This window comes from Allobosea spartocytisi, from assembly GCF_014764685.1.
GTDB classification, from domain to species: domain Bacteria; phylum Pseudomonadota; class Alphaproteobacteria; order Rhizobiales; family Beijerinckiaceae; genus Allobosea; species Allobosea spartocytisi.
Window position 1 is genome coordinate 34,700 of sequence record NZ_JACXWY010000021.1, and the last position, 16,298, is coordinate 50,997.

The 16,298-nt window shown below is 67.1% G+C and carries 14 protein-coding genes and 1 tRNA gene; 7 read left to right on the top strand and 8 right to left on the bottom strand.

Going from position 1 to position 16,298, the window contains the following annotated elements; translation table 11 throughout:
* Positions 1 to 51: 51 nt before the first annotated feature.
* Both IED13_RS23510 and map read right to left on the bottom strand, forming a co-directional pair.
* Positions 52 to 699, bottom strand: a complete 648-nt coding sequence (locus IED13_RS23510) for a JAB domain-containing protein (RefSeq protein ID WP_191125635.1) — start codon at positions 697 to 699, stop codon at positions 52 to 54.
* Positions 696 to 1,520, bottom strand: coding sequence for a type I methionyl aminopeptidase (gene map, locus IED13_RS23515; RefSeq protein ID WP_191125636.1), 825 nt, complete (start codon positions 1,518 to 1,520; stop codon positions 696 to 698). Before map ends, IED13_RS23510 begins: the two co-directional genes overlap by 4 nt.
* A 129-nt stretch (positions 1,521 to 1,649) precedes the next feature.
* Between map and IED13_RS23520 the strand changes: the two genes are divergently transcribed.
* The 4 genes from IED13_RS23520 to gpt all read left to right on the top strand — a co-directional run bounded on the left by IED13_RS23520 (position 1,650) and on the right by gpt (position 6,124).
* Positions 1,650 to 2,495 (top strand): FkbM family methyltransferase, encoded by an 846-nt coding sequence (locus IED13_RS23520; protein ID WP_191125656.1) that lies wholly within the window; start codon positions 1,650 to 1,652, stop codon positions 2,493 to 2,495.
* 95 nt (positions 2,496 to 2,590) lie between these two features.
* Positions 2,591 to 3,352 (top strand): competence/damage-inducible protein A, encoded by a 762-nt coding sequence (locus tag IED13_RS23525; protein WP_191125637.1) that lies wholly within the window; start codon positions 2,591 to 2,593, stop codon positions 3,350 to 3,352.
* Positions 3,353 to 3,716: 364 nt separating this feature from the next.
* Positions 3,717 to 5,483, top strand: coding sequence for a methyl-accepting chemotaxis protein (locus tag IED13_RS23530; RefSeq protein WP_191125638.1), 1,767 nt, complete (start codon positions 3,717 to 3,719; stop codon positions 5,481 to 5,483).
* A gap of 131 nt (positions 5,484 to 5,614) precedes the next feature.
* On the top strand, positions 5,615 to 6,124 hold the full coding sequence (gene gpt, locus IED13_RS23535) for a xanthine phosphoribosyltransferase (RefSeq protein ID WP_038358485.1): 510 nt from the start codon (positions 5,615 to 5,617) through the stop codon (positions 6,122 to 6,124).
* Between the two features lie 15 nt (positions 6,125 to 6,139).
* Here gpt and IED13_RS23540 read toward each other — a convergent pair whose 3' ends face one another.
* From IED13_RS23540 to IED13_RS23555, 4 genes are all read right to left on the bottom strand, one after another.
* Positions 6,140 to 7,735: an EAL domain-containing protein gene (locus IED13_RS23540; protein WP_191125639.1), complete on the bottom strand. Its 1,596-nt coding sequence runs from the start codon at positions 7,733 to 7,735 to the stop codon at positions 6,140 to 6,142.
* Positions 7,736 to 7,889: 154 nt separating this feature from the next.
* Positions 7,890 to 8,783 (bottom strand): DMT family transporter, encoded by an 894-nt coding sequence (locus tag IED13_RS23545; protein ID WP_142022521.1) that lies wholly within the window; start codon positions 8,781 to 8,783, stop codon positions 7,890 to 7,892.
* Between the two features lie 126 nt (positions 8,784 to 8,909).
* The gene (locus IED13_RS23550) at positions 8,910 to 9,335 is read right to left on the bottom strand and encodes a DUF1330 domain-containing protein (protein WP_112764556.1); all 426 of its coding nucleotides are present in this window, start codon (positions 9,333 to 9,335) and stop codon (positions 8,910 to 8,912) included.
* Positions 9,336 to 9,339: 4 nt separating this feature from the next.
* Positions 9,340 to 9,939, bottom strand: coding sequence for a DUF2239 family protein (locus IED13_RS23555; RefSeq protein ID WP_191125640.1), 600 nt, complete (start codon positions 9,937 to 9,939; stop codon positions 9,340 to 9,342).
* 172 nt (positions 9,940 to 10,111) lie between these two features.
* On the opposite strand from IED13_RS23555, the gene IED13_RS23560 reads away from it, so the two are divergent.
* The 3 genes from IED13_RS23560 to IED13_RS23570 all read left to right on the top strand — a co-directional run bounded on the left by IED13_RS23560 (position 10,112) and on the right by IED13_RS23570 (position 15,431).
* Entirely contained in the window at positions 10,112 to 12,928 is a 2,817-nt protein-coding gene (locus IED13_RS23560; protein WP_260368352.1) for a phosphoenolpyruvate carboxylase, read from the top strand.
* Positions 12,929 to 13,134: 206 nt separating this feature from the next.
* Positions 13,135 to 14,700 (top strand): AMP-binding protein, encoded by a 1,566-nt coding sequence (locus tag IED13_RS23565; RefSeq protein WP_191125642.1) that lies wholly within the window; start codon positions 13,135 to 13,137, stop codon positions 14,698 to 14,700.
* 62 nt (positions 14,701 to 14,762) lie between these two features.
* Entirely contained in the window at positions 14,763 to 15,431 is a 669-nt protein-coding gene (locus tag IED13_RS23570) for a DUF1190 domain-containing protein (protein WP_038358472.1), read from the top strand.
* Positions 15,432 to 15,464: 33 nt separating this feature from the next.
* On the opposite strand, the gene IED13_RS23575 is transcribed toward IED13_RS23570, so the two are convergent.
* Positions 15,465 to 15,550 (bottom strand) — tRNA-Leu (locus IED13_RS23575).
* Between the two features lie 54 nt (positions 15,551 to 15,604).
* A complete protein-coding gene (locus tag IED13_RS23580; RefSeq protein ID WP_191125643.1) occupies positions 15,605 to 16,258 on the bottom strand; it encodes a DUF938 domain-containing protein in 654 nt (217 codons plus the stop codon).
* Positions 16,259 to 16,298 lie beyond the last annotated feature (40 nt).

Here is a 16,298-nt window from a genome sequence, read left to right on the forward strand (position 1 = left end):
CCAATATGCCACAACGTCCTGCGCTACGACAAGCCTAAAAGTTCAAGTGATTCAACGGTTAGGAGCGTGATCGAGCGTGATGGAAATAGGTTGAGTGGGATGGTTATGGACGAGGATGATGGCCGAGGCCGAGAGCTCCAGCGCGCGGCGCATCACCTCGCGCGGATAGACCGGCGTATGATCGACCGTGCCGGTCTGCTGCACCTCGTCGGCGATCAGCGCGTTCTTCTTGTCGAGGAAGAGGATGCGGAACTGCTCGCGCTCGGCGAAGGCCATCGCCATGCGGCAATAGTCGAGGACGGAGGACCAGGAGGACAGGACCGTGCGCTTGGCGACGGCGCCCTTGGCCATGCGCTTCAGCGCGGCTTCGACGATCTTGAGATCGAGCGCCACGCCTTCGCCTACGCCCTTGATCTCGGTGAGGCGGGAGGCCGGTGCAGCGAGCACCTCGGCGAAGGAGCCGAAGCGCTGGACCAGCTCCTTGGCGAGCGGCTTGACGTCCCGCTGCGGGATCGAGCGGAAGAGCAAGAGCTCGAGCAATTCGTAATCAGGCAGCGCATCGGCGCCGGCCTCCTGGAAGCGGGCACGCAGGCGGTCGCGATGGCCGTGATAATGCGGGGTCGGCGGCGAGGCGGCAGCTTCGGCAAAGGCAGCAGGCGCGGGCGCCTTGCGTGATCCCTTGCCAATGCCGACGCTCATTTCGGGGCGAGCGGATTGTCGAGGCCGGCCGGGGAGAGCGTGAAGATCTCGCAACCCGTTTCGGTGACGCCGATCTGATGCTCGAACTGGGCGGAGAGCGAGCGGTCGCGCGTCACCGCCGTCCAGCCGTCGGACAGCACCTTCACGCCCGGCTTGCCGAGATTGATCATCGGCTCGATGGTGAAGACCATGCCGGGCTTGAGCTCGATGCCTTCGCCCGGGCTGCCATAGTGCAGGATGTTCGGAGCGTCGTGGAAGAGCTGGCCGATGCCGTGGCCGCAGAAGTCGCGGACGACCGAGCAGCGCTCGCCCTCGGCATAGCGTTGGATGGCGAAGCCGATATCGCCGGTGGTGGCGCCGGCACGCACGGCCTTGATGCCGCGCAGCAGGCTTTCATAGGTGATCTCGACCAGCCTTTCGGCCTTTCGTGAGATCTCGCCGACGCCGTACATGCGGCTGGAATCGCCGTGCCAGCCATCGACGATCAGCGTGTAGTCGATATTGAGGACGTCGCCCTCGCGCAGCGGCTTGTCGTCCGGGATGCCGTGGCAGACGACATGGTTGATCGAGGTGCAGATCGACTTGGTGTAGCCGCGATAGAACAACGTCGCCGGATAGGCGCCGTTGTCCATCGCGAACTGGAAAGCGAGGTCGTCGAGGCGCTGCGTCGTGACGCCGGGCTTGACGTAGGAGCCGAGCATGTCGAGCCCGGTCGCCGTCAGCCGGCCGGCCTTGTGCATCGCGGCGAAGGCCTCGGGGCCGTGGATCTTGATGACGGGCTCGCGCGAACGCGAACGGCCGATGGTGTCTTCGAATGTCATTGCGCGCGGAGAACTCCTTGATCCCATATCTATTGTGTTTGCCGGCGGAGGCAAGCCGGATGCGGCATCCGCGCTCCCGAATGGCTGGCGTTGCGCCGCCGCACGGTGTATCAGGCTGCCGCAATGGCCATGATCGAACCCAGCACGGCGGAAGAGCAGCCCTTCGGCGCCTTCGCACCGAAACCCTTCGTAGCGCGCATCATTTCCCGGACACGCGCTGCCCCGGATAATTTTTTCGGCCGGAAGAGCGCCTATGCGCTGCGCAGCATCGGCTTGCGCGCACTCGAGGGTGCGCCGGTCGACATCGAGGCGCTCGGCGCCAAGATGAGGCTCCATCCGAACGGCAATATCTGCGAGAAGCGGGTGCTGTTCACGCCGCAATATTTCGATCCGATCGAGCTGGAGATGCTGGCCTCGCGCCTGCGCGACGGCTTCACCTTCATCGATGTGGGCGCGAATATCGGCGCCTATTCGCTCTTCGTCGCCGCCCGCGCCGGGCGCAGCGCCCGCGTCCTGGCGGTCGAGCCGCAGCCGGACGTGTTCGCACGCCTCGCCTACAACATCGCCCAGAACCCGTTCGGCACGGTGAAGGCGGTGGCCTGCGCGCTGGCCGACAAGCCCGGCGAGCTGACGCTGTTCATCGACCCGGCCAATCGCGGCGAATCGAGCGTGCGCATTCTCAACTCGACCACGGCCAGTCCCGTGAAGGTGCCGGCGACGACGCTGCTCGCGCTCGTCGAAAGCGAGCATTACGAGCGCATCGATGCGATCAAGCTCGATGTGGAAGGGGCGGAGGATCTGATCCTCGAGCCCTTCCTGCGCGATGCGCCGCCCTCGCTCTGGCCCGGTTTCATCATCATCGAGGATTCGCGCCTGCGCTGGCAGAGCGACCTGGCTGGGCTGCTGAAGCGCAGCGGCTACCGGCTGGTCCGGCAGACCCGCATGAACATGCTGTTCGAGCGCGATCCGACCTGAGCACGCAGGGCCGGCATGGCCGGCGCGCAATCGGGGATGCTTGAGCAAAGCCTCGCGACGCCCTAGCTCTTGACCCTCAGGTCAGGAGCCGCGTCATGTCCGCAAGCCAAAGCAGCCAGCCGCCCGTCATCGTGACGGCGGCGATCCTCGTCATCGGCGACGAAATCCTGTCCGGGCGGACGAAGGACAAAAACATCGGCTATATCGCCGAGTACCTGACCAATATCGGCATCGAGCTGCGCGAGGTCAGGGTGGTGCCGGACGTCACCGACGAAATCGTGGCGGCGCTGAACGCGCTGCGCGTCCGCTACACCTATGTCTTCACGACCGGCGGCATCGGCCCGACCCATGACGACATCACCGCCGATGCGGTGGCGGCGGCCTTCGGCGTCTCGATCGACTACGATCCGCGGGCGGTCGCGATGATGCGCGAGCGCTTCGCCGCCGAGGATCTGAACGAGGCGCGGATGCGGATGACGCGCATCCCGGCCGGTGCGGAGCTGATCGCCAATTCGATCTCGAAGGCGCCGGGCTTCAATATCGGCAACGTCTATGTGATGGCCGGCGTGCCCGCGATCATGCAGGCGATGCTCGACGTCGTCGCGCCGACGCTCAGGACCGGCACGAAGATCCTCTCCGATACGGTTCAAGCCGGCCTGCGCGAGGGCGATATCGGCGGGCCGCTGGCGGAGGTCGCGAAGGCGCATCCCGACGTCTCGATCGGCTCCTATCCGTTCTGGTCCGAAACAGGGCCGGACACCAACATTGTGGTGAGGTCGCGTGATGCGGAGAAACTCCAGGTTGCAATGGCGGAGGTGAAAAAGATGATCCGCGAATACGGGCAGCGTGCTCGCTAAGGTTGTTGCGTTGTATGCAACTTATGCGGGCATATATGCTGTGCCGGCTACTTGATCGTCCTGACGTAATGAGAATTTGAGCTTTTGCGGCTCTCGAATAGAAGTGATTATACTTATTCTTTCACTCTGTAGTACATGTTGACGTTATTTGGGGAAGATCATTCTCTTTTAAAGTATTCGTAAACCGTTTTATGCGATGACTATACCGCGGCTGGAGCGAATTCAGGCCGCGCCCGTGGCTGCGACCTGCTGCGGGCATTTTCCTTGACTTTCATCGTGACGACGGCCCGCGAACCGGAAGGCGTCGCGGCCTGTCCGGGGGGTATGGATGTCGCTCTTTTCCGGTCTTCTATCGAATCGCCGCATGGCGGAGCAGATCGCCGCAATCAATCGTTCGCAGGCGGTGATCGAGTTCGACCTCGACGGCAAGGTACTCGATGCCAACGAAAACTTCCTCAGCGTGATGGGATATTCGCTGGCCGAGGTGAAGGGGCAGCATCACAGCCTCTTCGTGACGCCGGAGGAGCGCGGCAGCGCGGCCTACAAGCAGTTCTGGGCCGATCTCGGCCGCGGCGAATTCTCGCGCGGGCAGTATCTGCGCGTTGGCAAGAGCGGCAAGGAGGTCTGGATCCAGGCGAGCTACAATCCGATCATGGGGTCAGGCGGCAAGCCGGTCGGTGTCATCAAATACGCCTATGACGTCACCGAGCAGAAGAACCTGCTTGCGGATCTCGAAGGCCAGCGCGCCGCGATCGACAAAGCGCAAGCCGTGATCGCGTTCGATCTCGCGGGCAAGATCCTGCACGCCAACGAGAACTTCCTGACCGTGCTGGGCTATGCGCTGCCGGAGATCGCCGGGCAGCATCACCGCATGTTCGTCGACCCGACTGAGCGTGAATCGAGCGCGTACAAGGCGTTCTGGGAACGCCTCGGCCGCGGCGAGTACGATGCCGGCCAGTACCGGCGCATCGGCAAGGGCGGCAAGGAGGTCTGGATCCAGGCGAGCTACAACCCGATCCTCGACGCGCAGGGGCGCCCCTACAAGGTCGTGAAATTCGCCACCGACATCACCGCCACCTTCAAGGGCAAGCAACTCGAGGCAGCGGTGCAGGAAACCTCAGAGACGATCGCCCGCGCGAAGGCGAAAGATCTGACCGGCCGGGTGCCGCTCGAAGGCAAGAGCGGCGAGGTCGCGACCCTTTGCGCGGGCGTCAACGACCTGCTGGACACGCTTGCCGAGGTCATCGGCTCGGTGCGCGACATTTCCGTGCGGATCGACGGCGCATCGCTCAAGATCACCTCGGACAGCCAGCAGCTCGCGGAACGCACCGAGGCCAATGCCGCGAGCCTCCAGGAGACGGCGGCGACGACCGAGGAGCTCGCGGCTTCCGTCAAGCACAGCGCCGGCAACTCGAAAATGGCCGTGCAGCTCGGCAACGAGGCGAGCGATGTCGCTGCGCGCGGCGGCGCGATCGTGACCGAGGCGGTCGATGCGATGGGGCGGATCGAGAAGGCGTCCTCCGGAATCTCGGAAATCATCTCGATGATCGACGAGATCGCCTTCCAGACCAACCTGCTCGCGCTCAATGCGGCGGTCGAGGCCGCCCGTGCGGGCGATGCCGGGCGGGGCTTCGCCGTGGTGGCGACGGAGGTACGGGCGCTCGCTGCGCGCTGCAGCGAATCCGCCAACGGCGTCAAGGCTTTGATCGCGAATTCTGCGCAACAGATTCAAGCCGGTGTCGGGCTGGTCAAGGATGCAGGGGCGACGCTGCGCGAGATCGTCGATGCGGCCTCCAAGGTGGCGAGCACGGTCAACGAGATCTCGCAAGCGACGGTCGAGCAGGCCAACGGCATCGACGAGATGGCCCGTACCGTCGCCCATATGGACGAGATGACCCAGCAGAATTCACTGCTGGCCGACCAGAGCGCGAAGGTCGCGCGCGATCTCCAGCAGGAGACGGAGGCTCTCAGCACGATGGTCTCGGCCTTCAAGCTCGACGGCCAGCGCCGGCAGCCGGTGCCGCATCTCGTCCACTCGGCAGCGCCCGTCGCGGTGAATGCGCGGCCGGCCATGGTTCCCGCCAGACGCCTTGCCACTGGCGGCGGCGCGGATGGCTGGGCGGAATTCTGAAGCCGGCGAGGGCGCGCGACAGGCGCCATTGGGGATCGCCGCCGCCGGCCTCTTGCCAGCGGCGGCGCAATAGGGTTTTCGGTCTGTAGCAGGGCGCGTCTGGCGCCGCGATCAGCCCGGAGCGCTCCGCCATGGCCGAACCGACCTCGAACAAGGCCTTCCCGGTTTCCTGGGACCAGTTCCACCGCGATGCGCGCGCGCTCGCCTGGCGGCTGGCCGACAAGGGGCCCTTCGAGGCGATGGTCTGCATCACGCGCGGCGGGCTGGTGCCGGCGGCGATCATCTGCCGCGAGCTGGGGCTTCGGCTGATCGATACGGTCTGCGTCGCGAGCTATCACGACTACAAGAACCAGTCGGAGCTCAAGGTCCTCAAGGACGTCGCGCCGAACATCAAGGCGATCGGCGACGGCAAGGGCAAGGGCGTGCTCGTCGTCGACGACCTGACCGATACCGGCAAGACGGCGCGCGTGGTGCGCGAGATGCTGCCCAACGCGCATTTCGCCACAGTCTACGCCAAGCCCGCAGGCGTGCCGACGGTCGATACCTTCGTCACCGAGGTCAGCCAGGATACCTGGATCTACTTCCCCTGGGACATGGCCCTCACCTATGTCGAGCCGATCGCCAAGGGGCATAAGGGCTGAGCCGGGCCGATCCGCTCAGGCGATGGCGCGCCGGATGAGTTCCGGGCCGGGGCCGTATTCGTGCTGGCGGCGGCGGTGGAAGGCGACGAACTCCCCGGCCGGGAGAGGCTTGGAGAACAGCCAGCCCTGACCGAACCGCACGCCGCGCTCGCGCAGATAGGCGAGCTGTTCCTCGGTTTCGATGCCTTCCGCGACGATGTGGAGGTCGAGCGTCTTCGCCATGTCGATGATGTGGCCGATCACCGGGCTTGTCGCGGCATTCCGGCCGATGGTCTCGACGAAGGCCTTGTCGATCTTCAGCGCGTCGAGCGGCAGGCGCTGCAGATATTGCAGGCTGGAATAGCCGGTGCCGAAATCGTCGATGGCGACGGAATGGCCGAGCCTGCGGGCCTCGATGATCGTCGCGCGGGCGGCCTCGATGTCGATGAAGCCGCGCTCGGTCGCTTCGAGCCAGAGCTGCTCGGTCCGGATTCCCGTGCCGGCGATGGCTTGTTGAATGAAGGCCAGGACGCGTCCGCTGACGAGATCCTCCGCGCTCAGATTGAGTGCGATATGCAGGGAGCGATCGGCGACGAGGACAGGGGCGAGGTCGCGGATGACAGCCTCCACCATCTGGTTGGTGAGGGCGCCGATCAGGCCGTTCTCCTCGGCGAGCGGGATGAAGAAATCGGGCCGGACCGCGGTCCCGTCCGGCCGGCGCCAGCGGGCGAGAGCCTCGGCGCCGACACAGATGCCGGTCTCGATGTCGATGATCGGCTGGTAATGCGCCACGAACTCGCGATTGCGCAGCGCGAGCTCGAGCTCCCCGAGCGGCGAGAGGCGTCGGCGTGCGAGCCAGGTGATCAGAGCCACGAGGCTGGCCGCCATCAGGCCGGCGACCGGCAGCAGCAGCCAGCGCTCCTCGCTCAGCGTCTGCGCGATCCGCTCCCGCGAGGAGATGGCGATCGCGATCCAATCCTTGGACCGGGCGGCGGCGAAGATGTGGTCGTCGTCGATGCCACTGCGGGGCTGCTTCAACAGCGAGCTCACGAGGTGGCCGTCGGGATCGCCGTGTGCCGCGACCAAGACGCCGCCCTCGCTTGCAATCACGAGCTGGGTGTCGGTGTCGGTCGCGACATCGGCCAGCAGGGAGGGATCGACCAGGATGTTGTGGTCGCGAAAATGCAGCGCCATCATTGGCTTGACGTGTGACACGATGGGCTGCACCCGCACCGTGACTGCAATCCCGTCGGCCGTCTCATAGTCGACGGGCGCGCGGGTGACCGTCGTCGCGACCTGGCCCCAGGAGGAACAGACGAGCCGGCCGTCCTTGAAGTAGCCGATCTCGTTGATCGCGGTGTTGTTCATCACGATCTCGCGCATCAGCGCGATATGCTGTGTGGAGCAGGGGACAATCTCCGCCTTGGTCAAGGCGAGGAGCGCATCGCGCACTTCGTCGTAAAGGAGCTGGGCTCGCGAGCTTCCTTGCTCGGCGAAGGCCCGCAGGTTTCGCTCCTCGCGACGCAGGGCGCTGACCCAGGAAACATGCAGCATCAGCACGATGGGCAGAATCACCGCGACGGCGGCGAGAACAGCCGCCAGCACAATGATGTGAACGCGCTTTCGACCCATGCAGCCTGTCGGTGGGCGCCTGCGTCAGTCAGGCCTGCCCGCCAGCATGGCGCCTATCCGATAAATATTTGGTTTCGTAGGTGAATCGATTTCAGTGTGAGAGCCGGTTTTCGGGGCCACATGACGATGCCTCCGAGCCGAGATCTCGATGCCGTCAATTCGCCGATGGCGAGCGGAACGCCAGCACCATCCCGGCGATGACGACCGCCATGCCGGCGATCTCGGTCGGCGAGGGGTATTCGGCGAGAAGCAGTGCGCTGCAGGCCGCCGTCACCACCGGCACCAGCGGCAGGAAGAGCGTGGCCTTCGCCGCTCCCAGCATCGCGACGGTGCGGGCATAGAGATAGAGCGCGACGACCCCGACCAGAACGCCCTGGTAGAGGGCCTGCAGGAGCACCTCGGCGAGCGGAACCTGCGCCATATGGACCGGCAGCGCGAGGGCGACGAGGCCGAGCAGCGGCAATGCCAGCACGCAGGACGCCACCGTGACCTCGACCGAGCTCGCGCCCCAGCGCCGCGCCAGCAGGCCGAAGACCGACCACATCGCGGCGATCAGGACGAAGAGCAGGTCGCCGATCCAGGCATCGGGCCGGGAGGGCGTCGCCATCAGCGCGTCGCGCGAGAAGATCGCGATGCCGAGGACGATGGTGCAGAGACCGGCGAGCCGCATCCGCCCGGCGCGCTCGCCGGTCACCAGGAAGACCAGCAGCGCTGTGAAGACCGGGATCAGCCCCGGCGAGATGATCGATGAGTGCAGAGCCGGCGCAAAATGGGCGCCGCCGACAAGGATCAGGCTGTAGAGCGGCCCGATGAGCAGCGCCATGAACCAGGCCCGCTTCCAGCCGAGCGACCCGACGGGAAAGGGGCGGATCCGCGTCGCCGCCCAGGGAATCAGCACGGCGGAGGCCGAGACGAAACGCAGGATGGTGACATCGGCCGGCGACAGACCGGTCAGCATCGCATGGCGCGAAACCACGGACTGGACGCCCCAGATCAACGCTGTCGCAAGCCCGCACAGAATGCCGAACCACCGTGTGTGGGAACTCATGATGCGCTTCTGTCGAGGGGGCTAAAGGCGAAGGGTGCCGGCGGGCTATGCCTTTGGGTCCGTGCCGTGGCAATGGCGTTTCACGCAGCCCGTCCCGGCGTTCCGGCGATGGCGGTTTCGCCTGCTTCACCCCGGAAGAGGTCGGGAGACGAGCGGCAGCAGCCGCGCATCCTCGACCGCGGCCGTGCGGTGGCCGATGCCGGCGAGATAGGCCGCGTTGCCGGCGAAGGCGATGAAATCCGCAACCGATCTCTGCCGGACCAGCATGGCGCGGTCCCATCGTTCGCCCTGCGGGCCGATGAGGAAGGGGCCGCCCTCGGCCAGGAACAGCAGCGAGCCGCCGCTCGCTTCCAGATAAGGCCGCGTATGCGCGACGTAGCGGTCGAAGGCTTCCGCGCCGCTGATCGGCCGTTCGGGGGCGAGATCCGGGTGGGCCGCATAATCGGCAACGCTGCGCAGGCGCAGCAGGTTCAGCATCACCACTTCGCCGGCGATGCCGCGGGCGACGAGATCGCGCCCGGCTTCCCAACTCGGTTCGAGATAGGTCTGCATCGTCTCAGCCCTGGGTGAAGGCGTCGGCCGCGAGCCTTGCGGCATAGGCGCGGATATCCGCCGGCCAGCTTCGGCTCTGGTCGGCGAAACCTGCGGCATCTCCGGCGAAGAGGGCGCGCGACGCCTCCTCGAAGCCCTCGCGGTTCCCGGCCATGGCGGAGATGAAAGCGTAAGCCGCTTCCTGCGCCTGCCTCGCTCGGCTGCGGCCGCCATCGTTGCGGCGGGCATCCTCGACGAGACGGCGCAGGGCCTGCGAGGCCCCACCCGGCTGGGCCGAGAGCCACTCCCAATGGCGGGGCAGCAAGGTCACTTCGCGGGCGACGACGCCGAGCTTCGGCCGGCCGCGGCCACGCTCGGCCGGCGCGGCTCCGGGCTGGTCGGCGGGGCCGGTGGGAGCGGCCAGTCGCGCCGCGATCTCGGCTGCCGTGCCGCGCAGGTCGAGATCGACCACGCGGCCGGTCGCGTCGTCGAAGACGAGGATCGACGCTGCCGGCGCGGCTTCGAGCGCGGCCTTCACGGCGAGCGCGACATCGGCAAGCGGGCCGCTGGCGAGATGGGCGTCGTCCCGGAAAGCGGTGCAGGTTCGGGCAGCGAGATCGGACATGTCGGAGGCTCCTGGCGTTGCGGCGCTTCTAGCGACATATCCGATGTCTGGCAATATGACCCGGGTAAAATTAATCGAGCGAGGCGGGCTTGCCCTCCCAGGCAAGGGATGCTGCAATGCAGCAACGAAGGCGCGGCGTCGGTTCCGAAGCCTTGGCGGGAGGCGATTTACCGTGATCCAACCGGTTGAAACGGCGCCGATTCCCGCCATCGACATTGCCGCGCTTGCTGACGACCTTCAGGACAAGATCGAACAGGCGCGGCTTGCCTCGCGCGACGATCCGTTCGGCAACCCCGTGCTGCGCGTCACGCTCTGGCTGACGCGCCTGATGGATTCGGGCGAGCTCACGACGGCGGCGGCCGGCGAGTTGGTGCGCCTGCTCGGGCGCCGGGCGCTGCGGCAGCGGGCCGGGCGCCTCGCGCGCTATGTCGGGTTGGAGCGGGACGAGACGGCGGCTTTCGCTGCACTGGCCCGGCAGCAGGCCGAAGCGGCGGGCAGTTTCTCGGCCTTCCGTGCGGCGGTGGAGCGGCCTCGTTTCGGGGCCGTCTTTACCGCGCATCCGACCTTCGGCATGACGCGCCGGCTGGCGCATGCGCTGGCCGATCTCGCCTCCGGAAATGCCGCCGCCACTGCGGTCATCGAGGAGCCTCAGCTCAGCTTCCGTCCCGACGGGCGCATCACCTTGCAGGACGAGTTCGAGCAGGCGCGCTTCGCGGTGCGGCATGCGCGCGATGCGATCGACCGGCTCAACGCCGCCTTCCTCGACGAAGCCCGGCACCGTTGGCCGCAGGATTGGACGCGGCTCGCGCCGCGCCCGGTCATCCTGGCGTCCTGGGTTGGTTGCGACACGGACGGACGCACCGATATCGGATGGTGGGACACGCTGCGCTACCGGCTGGAATCGAAGGATGGGCAGTTCGCCCGCATCCTCGAGAAGCTGCCCGAGGAACCCGCGACCGAGGCGTTGCGCAAGCTGGTCGACGATGCGTGCGCGGCCGTCGGGAGGCAGCTTGCGCTGGCGCCGCCGATCGGCACGCAGCCATCGCTGGAAGCGTTGCAGGCCTTCGCGCTGGCGCTCGTCCATGAGCGTGAGACGGCCTTGCCGGACTCGTCGCGCCTGCTCGCGGCGCTCGACGAGGCGCTGGGTCTGGCCTCCGACGCGACGCAGCGCGTGCTGGCGCTGGTCCGGGCCGGCGTCGTCGCGCATGGCGTCTCGATCGCGCTGCCGCATTTCCGGCTTAACGCCTCGCAGCTCCACAATGCGCTACGTGGCGTCATCCCCTCCGACGGCGAACCGGCAGAGCCGGCCGAGCGGCGAGCCTTCCTCGCCGCGGCCAATGCGGAGCTCGGCAAGGTCGAGCCGGTCGCGGTCGATTTCGGAGCGCTCGCGGCCGAGCGCGCCTCGGCCGCGCGGATGATGATGACGATCGCCCAGATCGTGAAGCATGTGGACGGCTCGCGGCCGGTGCGCTTCCTCATCGCCGAGACGGAGACCGGCTATACGCTGCTTTGCGCGCTCTGGCTGGCGAGCCGCTTCGGCATTGCCGACAAGGTCGAGATCTCGCCGCTGTTCGAGACCTCGGACGCGCTGGAGCAGGGGCCGCGCATCATCGACGAGGCACTGCGCAGCCCGCATTTCCGCGACTATCTCAAGAGCCACGGCCGGCTCTGCATCCAGTTCGGCTATTCCGATTCCGGCCGCTATATCGGGCAGGTCGCCTCGACCTTCTGGGTCGAGCGCTTGCGCATCCGCATCTGCGAATTGCTCGCCCGCTACGAACTCACCGACATCGAGCTCGTGATCTTCGACACGCATGGCGAGTCGGTCGGACGCGGCGCCCATGCCGACAGCCTCGCCGACCGGCTGGCCTATCTCGACCCGCCCTTCGCCCGGCAGGCTTTCGCCAAGGCCGGCATCGCCACAGTGCGCGAGACCAGCTTCCAGGGCAGCGACGGCTATCTGCTGTTCGGTACGCCGCAGCTCGCGGGCGCGACGGTCGGCCGGATCGCGGAAGCGGTGTTCGCGGCCCCCGAGGCCGCCGACGACCCGATCTATGACGAGCCCGACTTCGCCAGCGAGTTCTTCCAGACCGTGCGGGAGGAGATGAACGCGCTGGTCGACGATCCCGGCTATGCCGCGTTGATCGGAACTTTCGGTCCCTCGCTGCTCGACAAGACCGGCTCACGCCCGGCGGCGCGACAGACCGAAGGGGCGGGGCCGGTGCGCATCCGGCATCCGCGCGAATTACGGGCCATTCCCAACAACGCCATCCTCCAGCAGCTCGGCTGGATGGCCAACAGCCTGCATGGCATCGGCCATGGCGCGGCGCGCGCGCCCGACATCTTCCGCGCCATGCGCGAGCAATCCGATCGCTTCGACCGCGCCTACAGGCTCGCCGCCCATGCGATGGGCCATAGCGACCTCGACGTGCTCAGGGCCTATCTCGACTCGCTCGACCCCGGAAGCTGGTTCGACCGGGCGCGGCGGACGACGCGGGATGGGCGCCGCGAGGAATTGCTCGTCGTCGCCGAGGCACTGTCGCGGCTGGAACTCGCGCCCATGCTGCGGCGGCTGTTCTGGCGGCTCTCCGCGGATGCGCTGAAGCTCAGGGCCACGGCCGACGACGTGCCGCGCATGCCGGTCAGGCTCGCGGCGCTGCATGCGCTGAGACTCGCGGCGATGCATCGCATCTGGCTGGCCGCAGCGCATATTCCCGATTTCCGGCCCCATGCCGGGTTGACGCGGGAGGCGTTGTTCGAGCGGCTGCTCAGGCTCGACGTGCCGGCCTCGCTCGCGCTGCTTGCCGAGATCTTCCCGCGCGATCCCGATCCGACCATCGGGCTCGATTTCGGCGAGCCGCCCGGGCCGCGCGAGGGCGGCACCTATGAGGCGCTGCATCGCGACGTGCTGACGCCGATGCTGGAGCTCTTCGCGCTGATCCGCGAGATTTCCGGCGCGATCCAGCACGAGATCGGCGCATTCGGGTAGCGCTGTCGCACAGCCGTCATGCTCGGGCTTGACCCGAGCATCTCGTGACGCGAAGGCTCCCACCTCATTCGAGGAGAGATTCCCGGGTTGTCTTGCAGGCGCCCGAGAATGACGTGCGGCTGTCCGGACCGTTCACACATTGCAACGCGCTCCGATGCCACTACGTTGACGGCAGAGGGAAACGCCGACCGGGAGACGAGCCAGACATGGCCGCCACCACCTTCGACGCCGCCGGCGCGCGGATCACGATCTTTCGCGCGCTGCTCCAGGCCGTCGTGCGGCACGGCAAGAATCGCGTCGCGCTGGAGGATCCGGAGCGCCAGCCGATCACCTATGGCAGGCTCGTGCTGGGGGCGCTCGTGCTCGGCCGCAAGCTCGCGGCCCTGACGGGCGAGCGCGAGACGGTCGGCGTGCTGCTGCCGAACATGCAGGGCATGGCGGTGACGCTGTTCGCGCTCCTCGCCTATGGCCGGGTACCGGCGATGCTGAACTTCACCGCGGGCGTGAAGAATCTGCGCGCGGCGGGCGAGCTGGCGCAGCTCAAGACCATCGTCACCTCGCGCCGCTTCGTCGAAAGGGGCGAACTCGACGACGAGATCGCCGCGCTTGGGGAGGGCAGGCGGGTGATCTATCTCGAAGATATCCGCAAGCAGGTGACCAGCCTCGACAAGGCCTGGGGGGCGCTGCAGAGCCTCGCGCCGGGGCTGGTGCACAAGCGCTACGAGGCGACGCCGGACGATCCGGCGGTGATTCTCTTCACCTCCGGCACGGAGGGGACGCCGAAGGGCGTGGTGTTGAGCCATGCCAATCTCGTCTCGAACGCCCGGCAGGTCTTCTCCCATGCCGCAGGGGCGATCTCGGAGCGGGACGTCTTCATGAACCCTCTGCCGGCCTTCCATTCCTTCGGGCTGACGGCGGGAATGCTGGTGCCGCTGCTGCACGGCATGAAGGTCGTGCTCTATCCGAGCCCGCTGCACTACAAGCAGGTGCCGAAGCTGATCGGCGACATGAAGGCGACCTTCCTCCTCGCCACCGACACGTTCCTGCAAGGATACGCGCGCGCTGCGGACAAGGACGACCTGATGAGCGTGCGCTTCGTCGTCGCGGGAGCCGAGCGGGTCAAGCCCGAGACGAAGCGGATGTGGGAGCCCTATGGCACCACCATCCTCGAAGGCTATGGCTGCACCGAGTGCTCGCCCGTGCTCGCCGTCAACACGCCGCAGGCGATCCGCGAGGGCACGGTCGGCCAGCTCCTGCCCGGCATCGAGGCAAAGCTGGAGCCCGTCGAGGGCATTCATGAAGGCGGCCGCCTCACCGTGCGCGGGCCGAATGTCATGGCTGGCTATCTCGATCCGCAGCAGCCCGGCAAGGTCGTTCCGCCGGAGGGTGGCTGGCACGACACCGGCGACATCGTCGTGATCGAGGACGGTTTCGTCGCGATTCGCGGCCGGGCCAAGCGTTTCGCCAAGCTCGGCGGCGAGATGGTCTCGCTGGCGGCGGTCGAAACGATGGTGGCCAAGCTCTGGCCGGACCAGAATCACGTCGTCGTCGGCCTGCCCGATCCGCGCAAGGGCGAACAGCTCATCCTCGTCACCGAGAAGGCCGATGCCGACCGCGCGGCCTTGCAGGAGGCGGCGAAACAGCAAGGCTTTCCCGAGCTCTGGGTGCCGCGCGCCATCCTGGTGACGCAGGCGATTCCCGTGCTCGGCAACGGCAAGATCGACTACGGCGCGACGCGGGAACTGGCCGCTTCGCGCCGGGCGCTGCTGTGAAATTGCCGGTTGAAATGCCTTCCGACGATGACCTTAGGCACTCTTAAGCCACAATCGTAACTATGTTGCGCCGCATGATGATCCCGGCCACTGCCCTCGCCGCCCTGCGCATCGCCACGCTCGCCCCGGCGCTCTCGCTGGCGAGCCCTTCCGATCTGGCGGCGCAGTCGCCGGGCGCGACCTATATCCGGCGCGACGAATGCATCGAGGCGGGCAAGCTGACGGCGGAGCAATGCGAATTCGCCTACCGCAACGCGCGGGCCGAGTTCCTGCAGAAGGCGCCGCGCTATGCCTCGCGCGCCGCCTGCGAGCGCGCCCATAAGCGCTGCGGCGCCCAGATGATCTCGGCGGGCGGCTGGGAATCCTTCGGCAAGGGTGGCGCGACCTATGTGCCGCGCTTCATCGGCGTGCGGGTGACGGGCGAGGGGGCGGCCAGGCGCGCCTTGCCGGTGGTGGAGGGGGCAACCGTGATCGCCTTCGCCGGACGGCCGATTTCCGAATTGCAGGACAAGGTCGCGGGGCAGCGCGGCGTGGTCGGGCTCGTCAGCAATGTCGGGCGCGGGGCGCACCGGCATACCGGGCAATCCTCCGGGACCAGCGCCAAGAGCGGCGACCGCGACGACACGGTGCGCGTGCCGATGAAGGAAGAGTCGATCGGGGCCGATGTGCCGCCGGGCCTCTATGTCGATCCCGATGGCGTCGAATGGTACAAGCCGGCGCGTCCGCACTGATCACGCGGATAGCGATGGCAACCGGCGCAAGGCTGGTGCGGACGGCGGGGATCGAACCCGCATAGCCAAAGGCTGAGAGATTTTAAGTCTCTTGCGTCTACCAGTTTCGCCACGTCCGCGCGGTTCGAGCGGTAGCGGGCCGACGCTCTCGATGCAAGCGTAGTGCGGCCGCCTCAGCGCTTGCGGAAGATCACGCTGAGATTGTTCGCCGGCATCTCGACGATGTCGGGCGCGCCGAAGCCGCTGACCTGTGCGAGCGCGGTCACCGCACCGAGATCGCGCAGCCCCCAACCCGGATTGCGGCTGCGCAGGCTCTCGTCGAAAGCGAGGTTGCCGGGCTCCAATTCCCGGCCCGGGCGTCGGAACGGGCCGTAGAGGCAAAGCGGCGCTCCGCCGGCAAGCATGGCTCCCGCATGGCGGAAAAGTCCCTCGGTCGCCTTCCAGGGCGCGATATGGATCATGTTGATGCAGAGGATCGCGGCCGGCGCGAGGGCGGGCCAGGCATCGCCGCTGGCGTCGATCTCGATCGGCGGCAGGATGTTGGCGAGGCCGCTTTCGGCGCTCCATGCGGCGATGCTGGCGCGCGCATCCGGGCTCGGATCGCTCGGCTGGAAGGTCAAAGACGGCAATGCCTGCGCGAAACGCAGCGCATGCTCGCCCGAGCCGCTGGCGATTTCGAGGACGAGGCCGTTCGCGGGGAGAACGTCCCGCAGCACGGCCAGGATCGCGTCGCGGTTGCGCTGGGCGGATGGCGCGCGCAGCCGCGCATCGCCTTCCGGGCGGGCGGTTTCGGCGGGATTCCAGAAGCTCGGCTTGGCGGTTGTCATGAGGCGGCCGCGATTCTCAGGGCACCCCCATCGCGTTGGA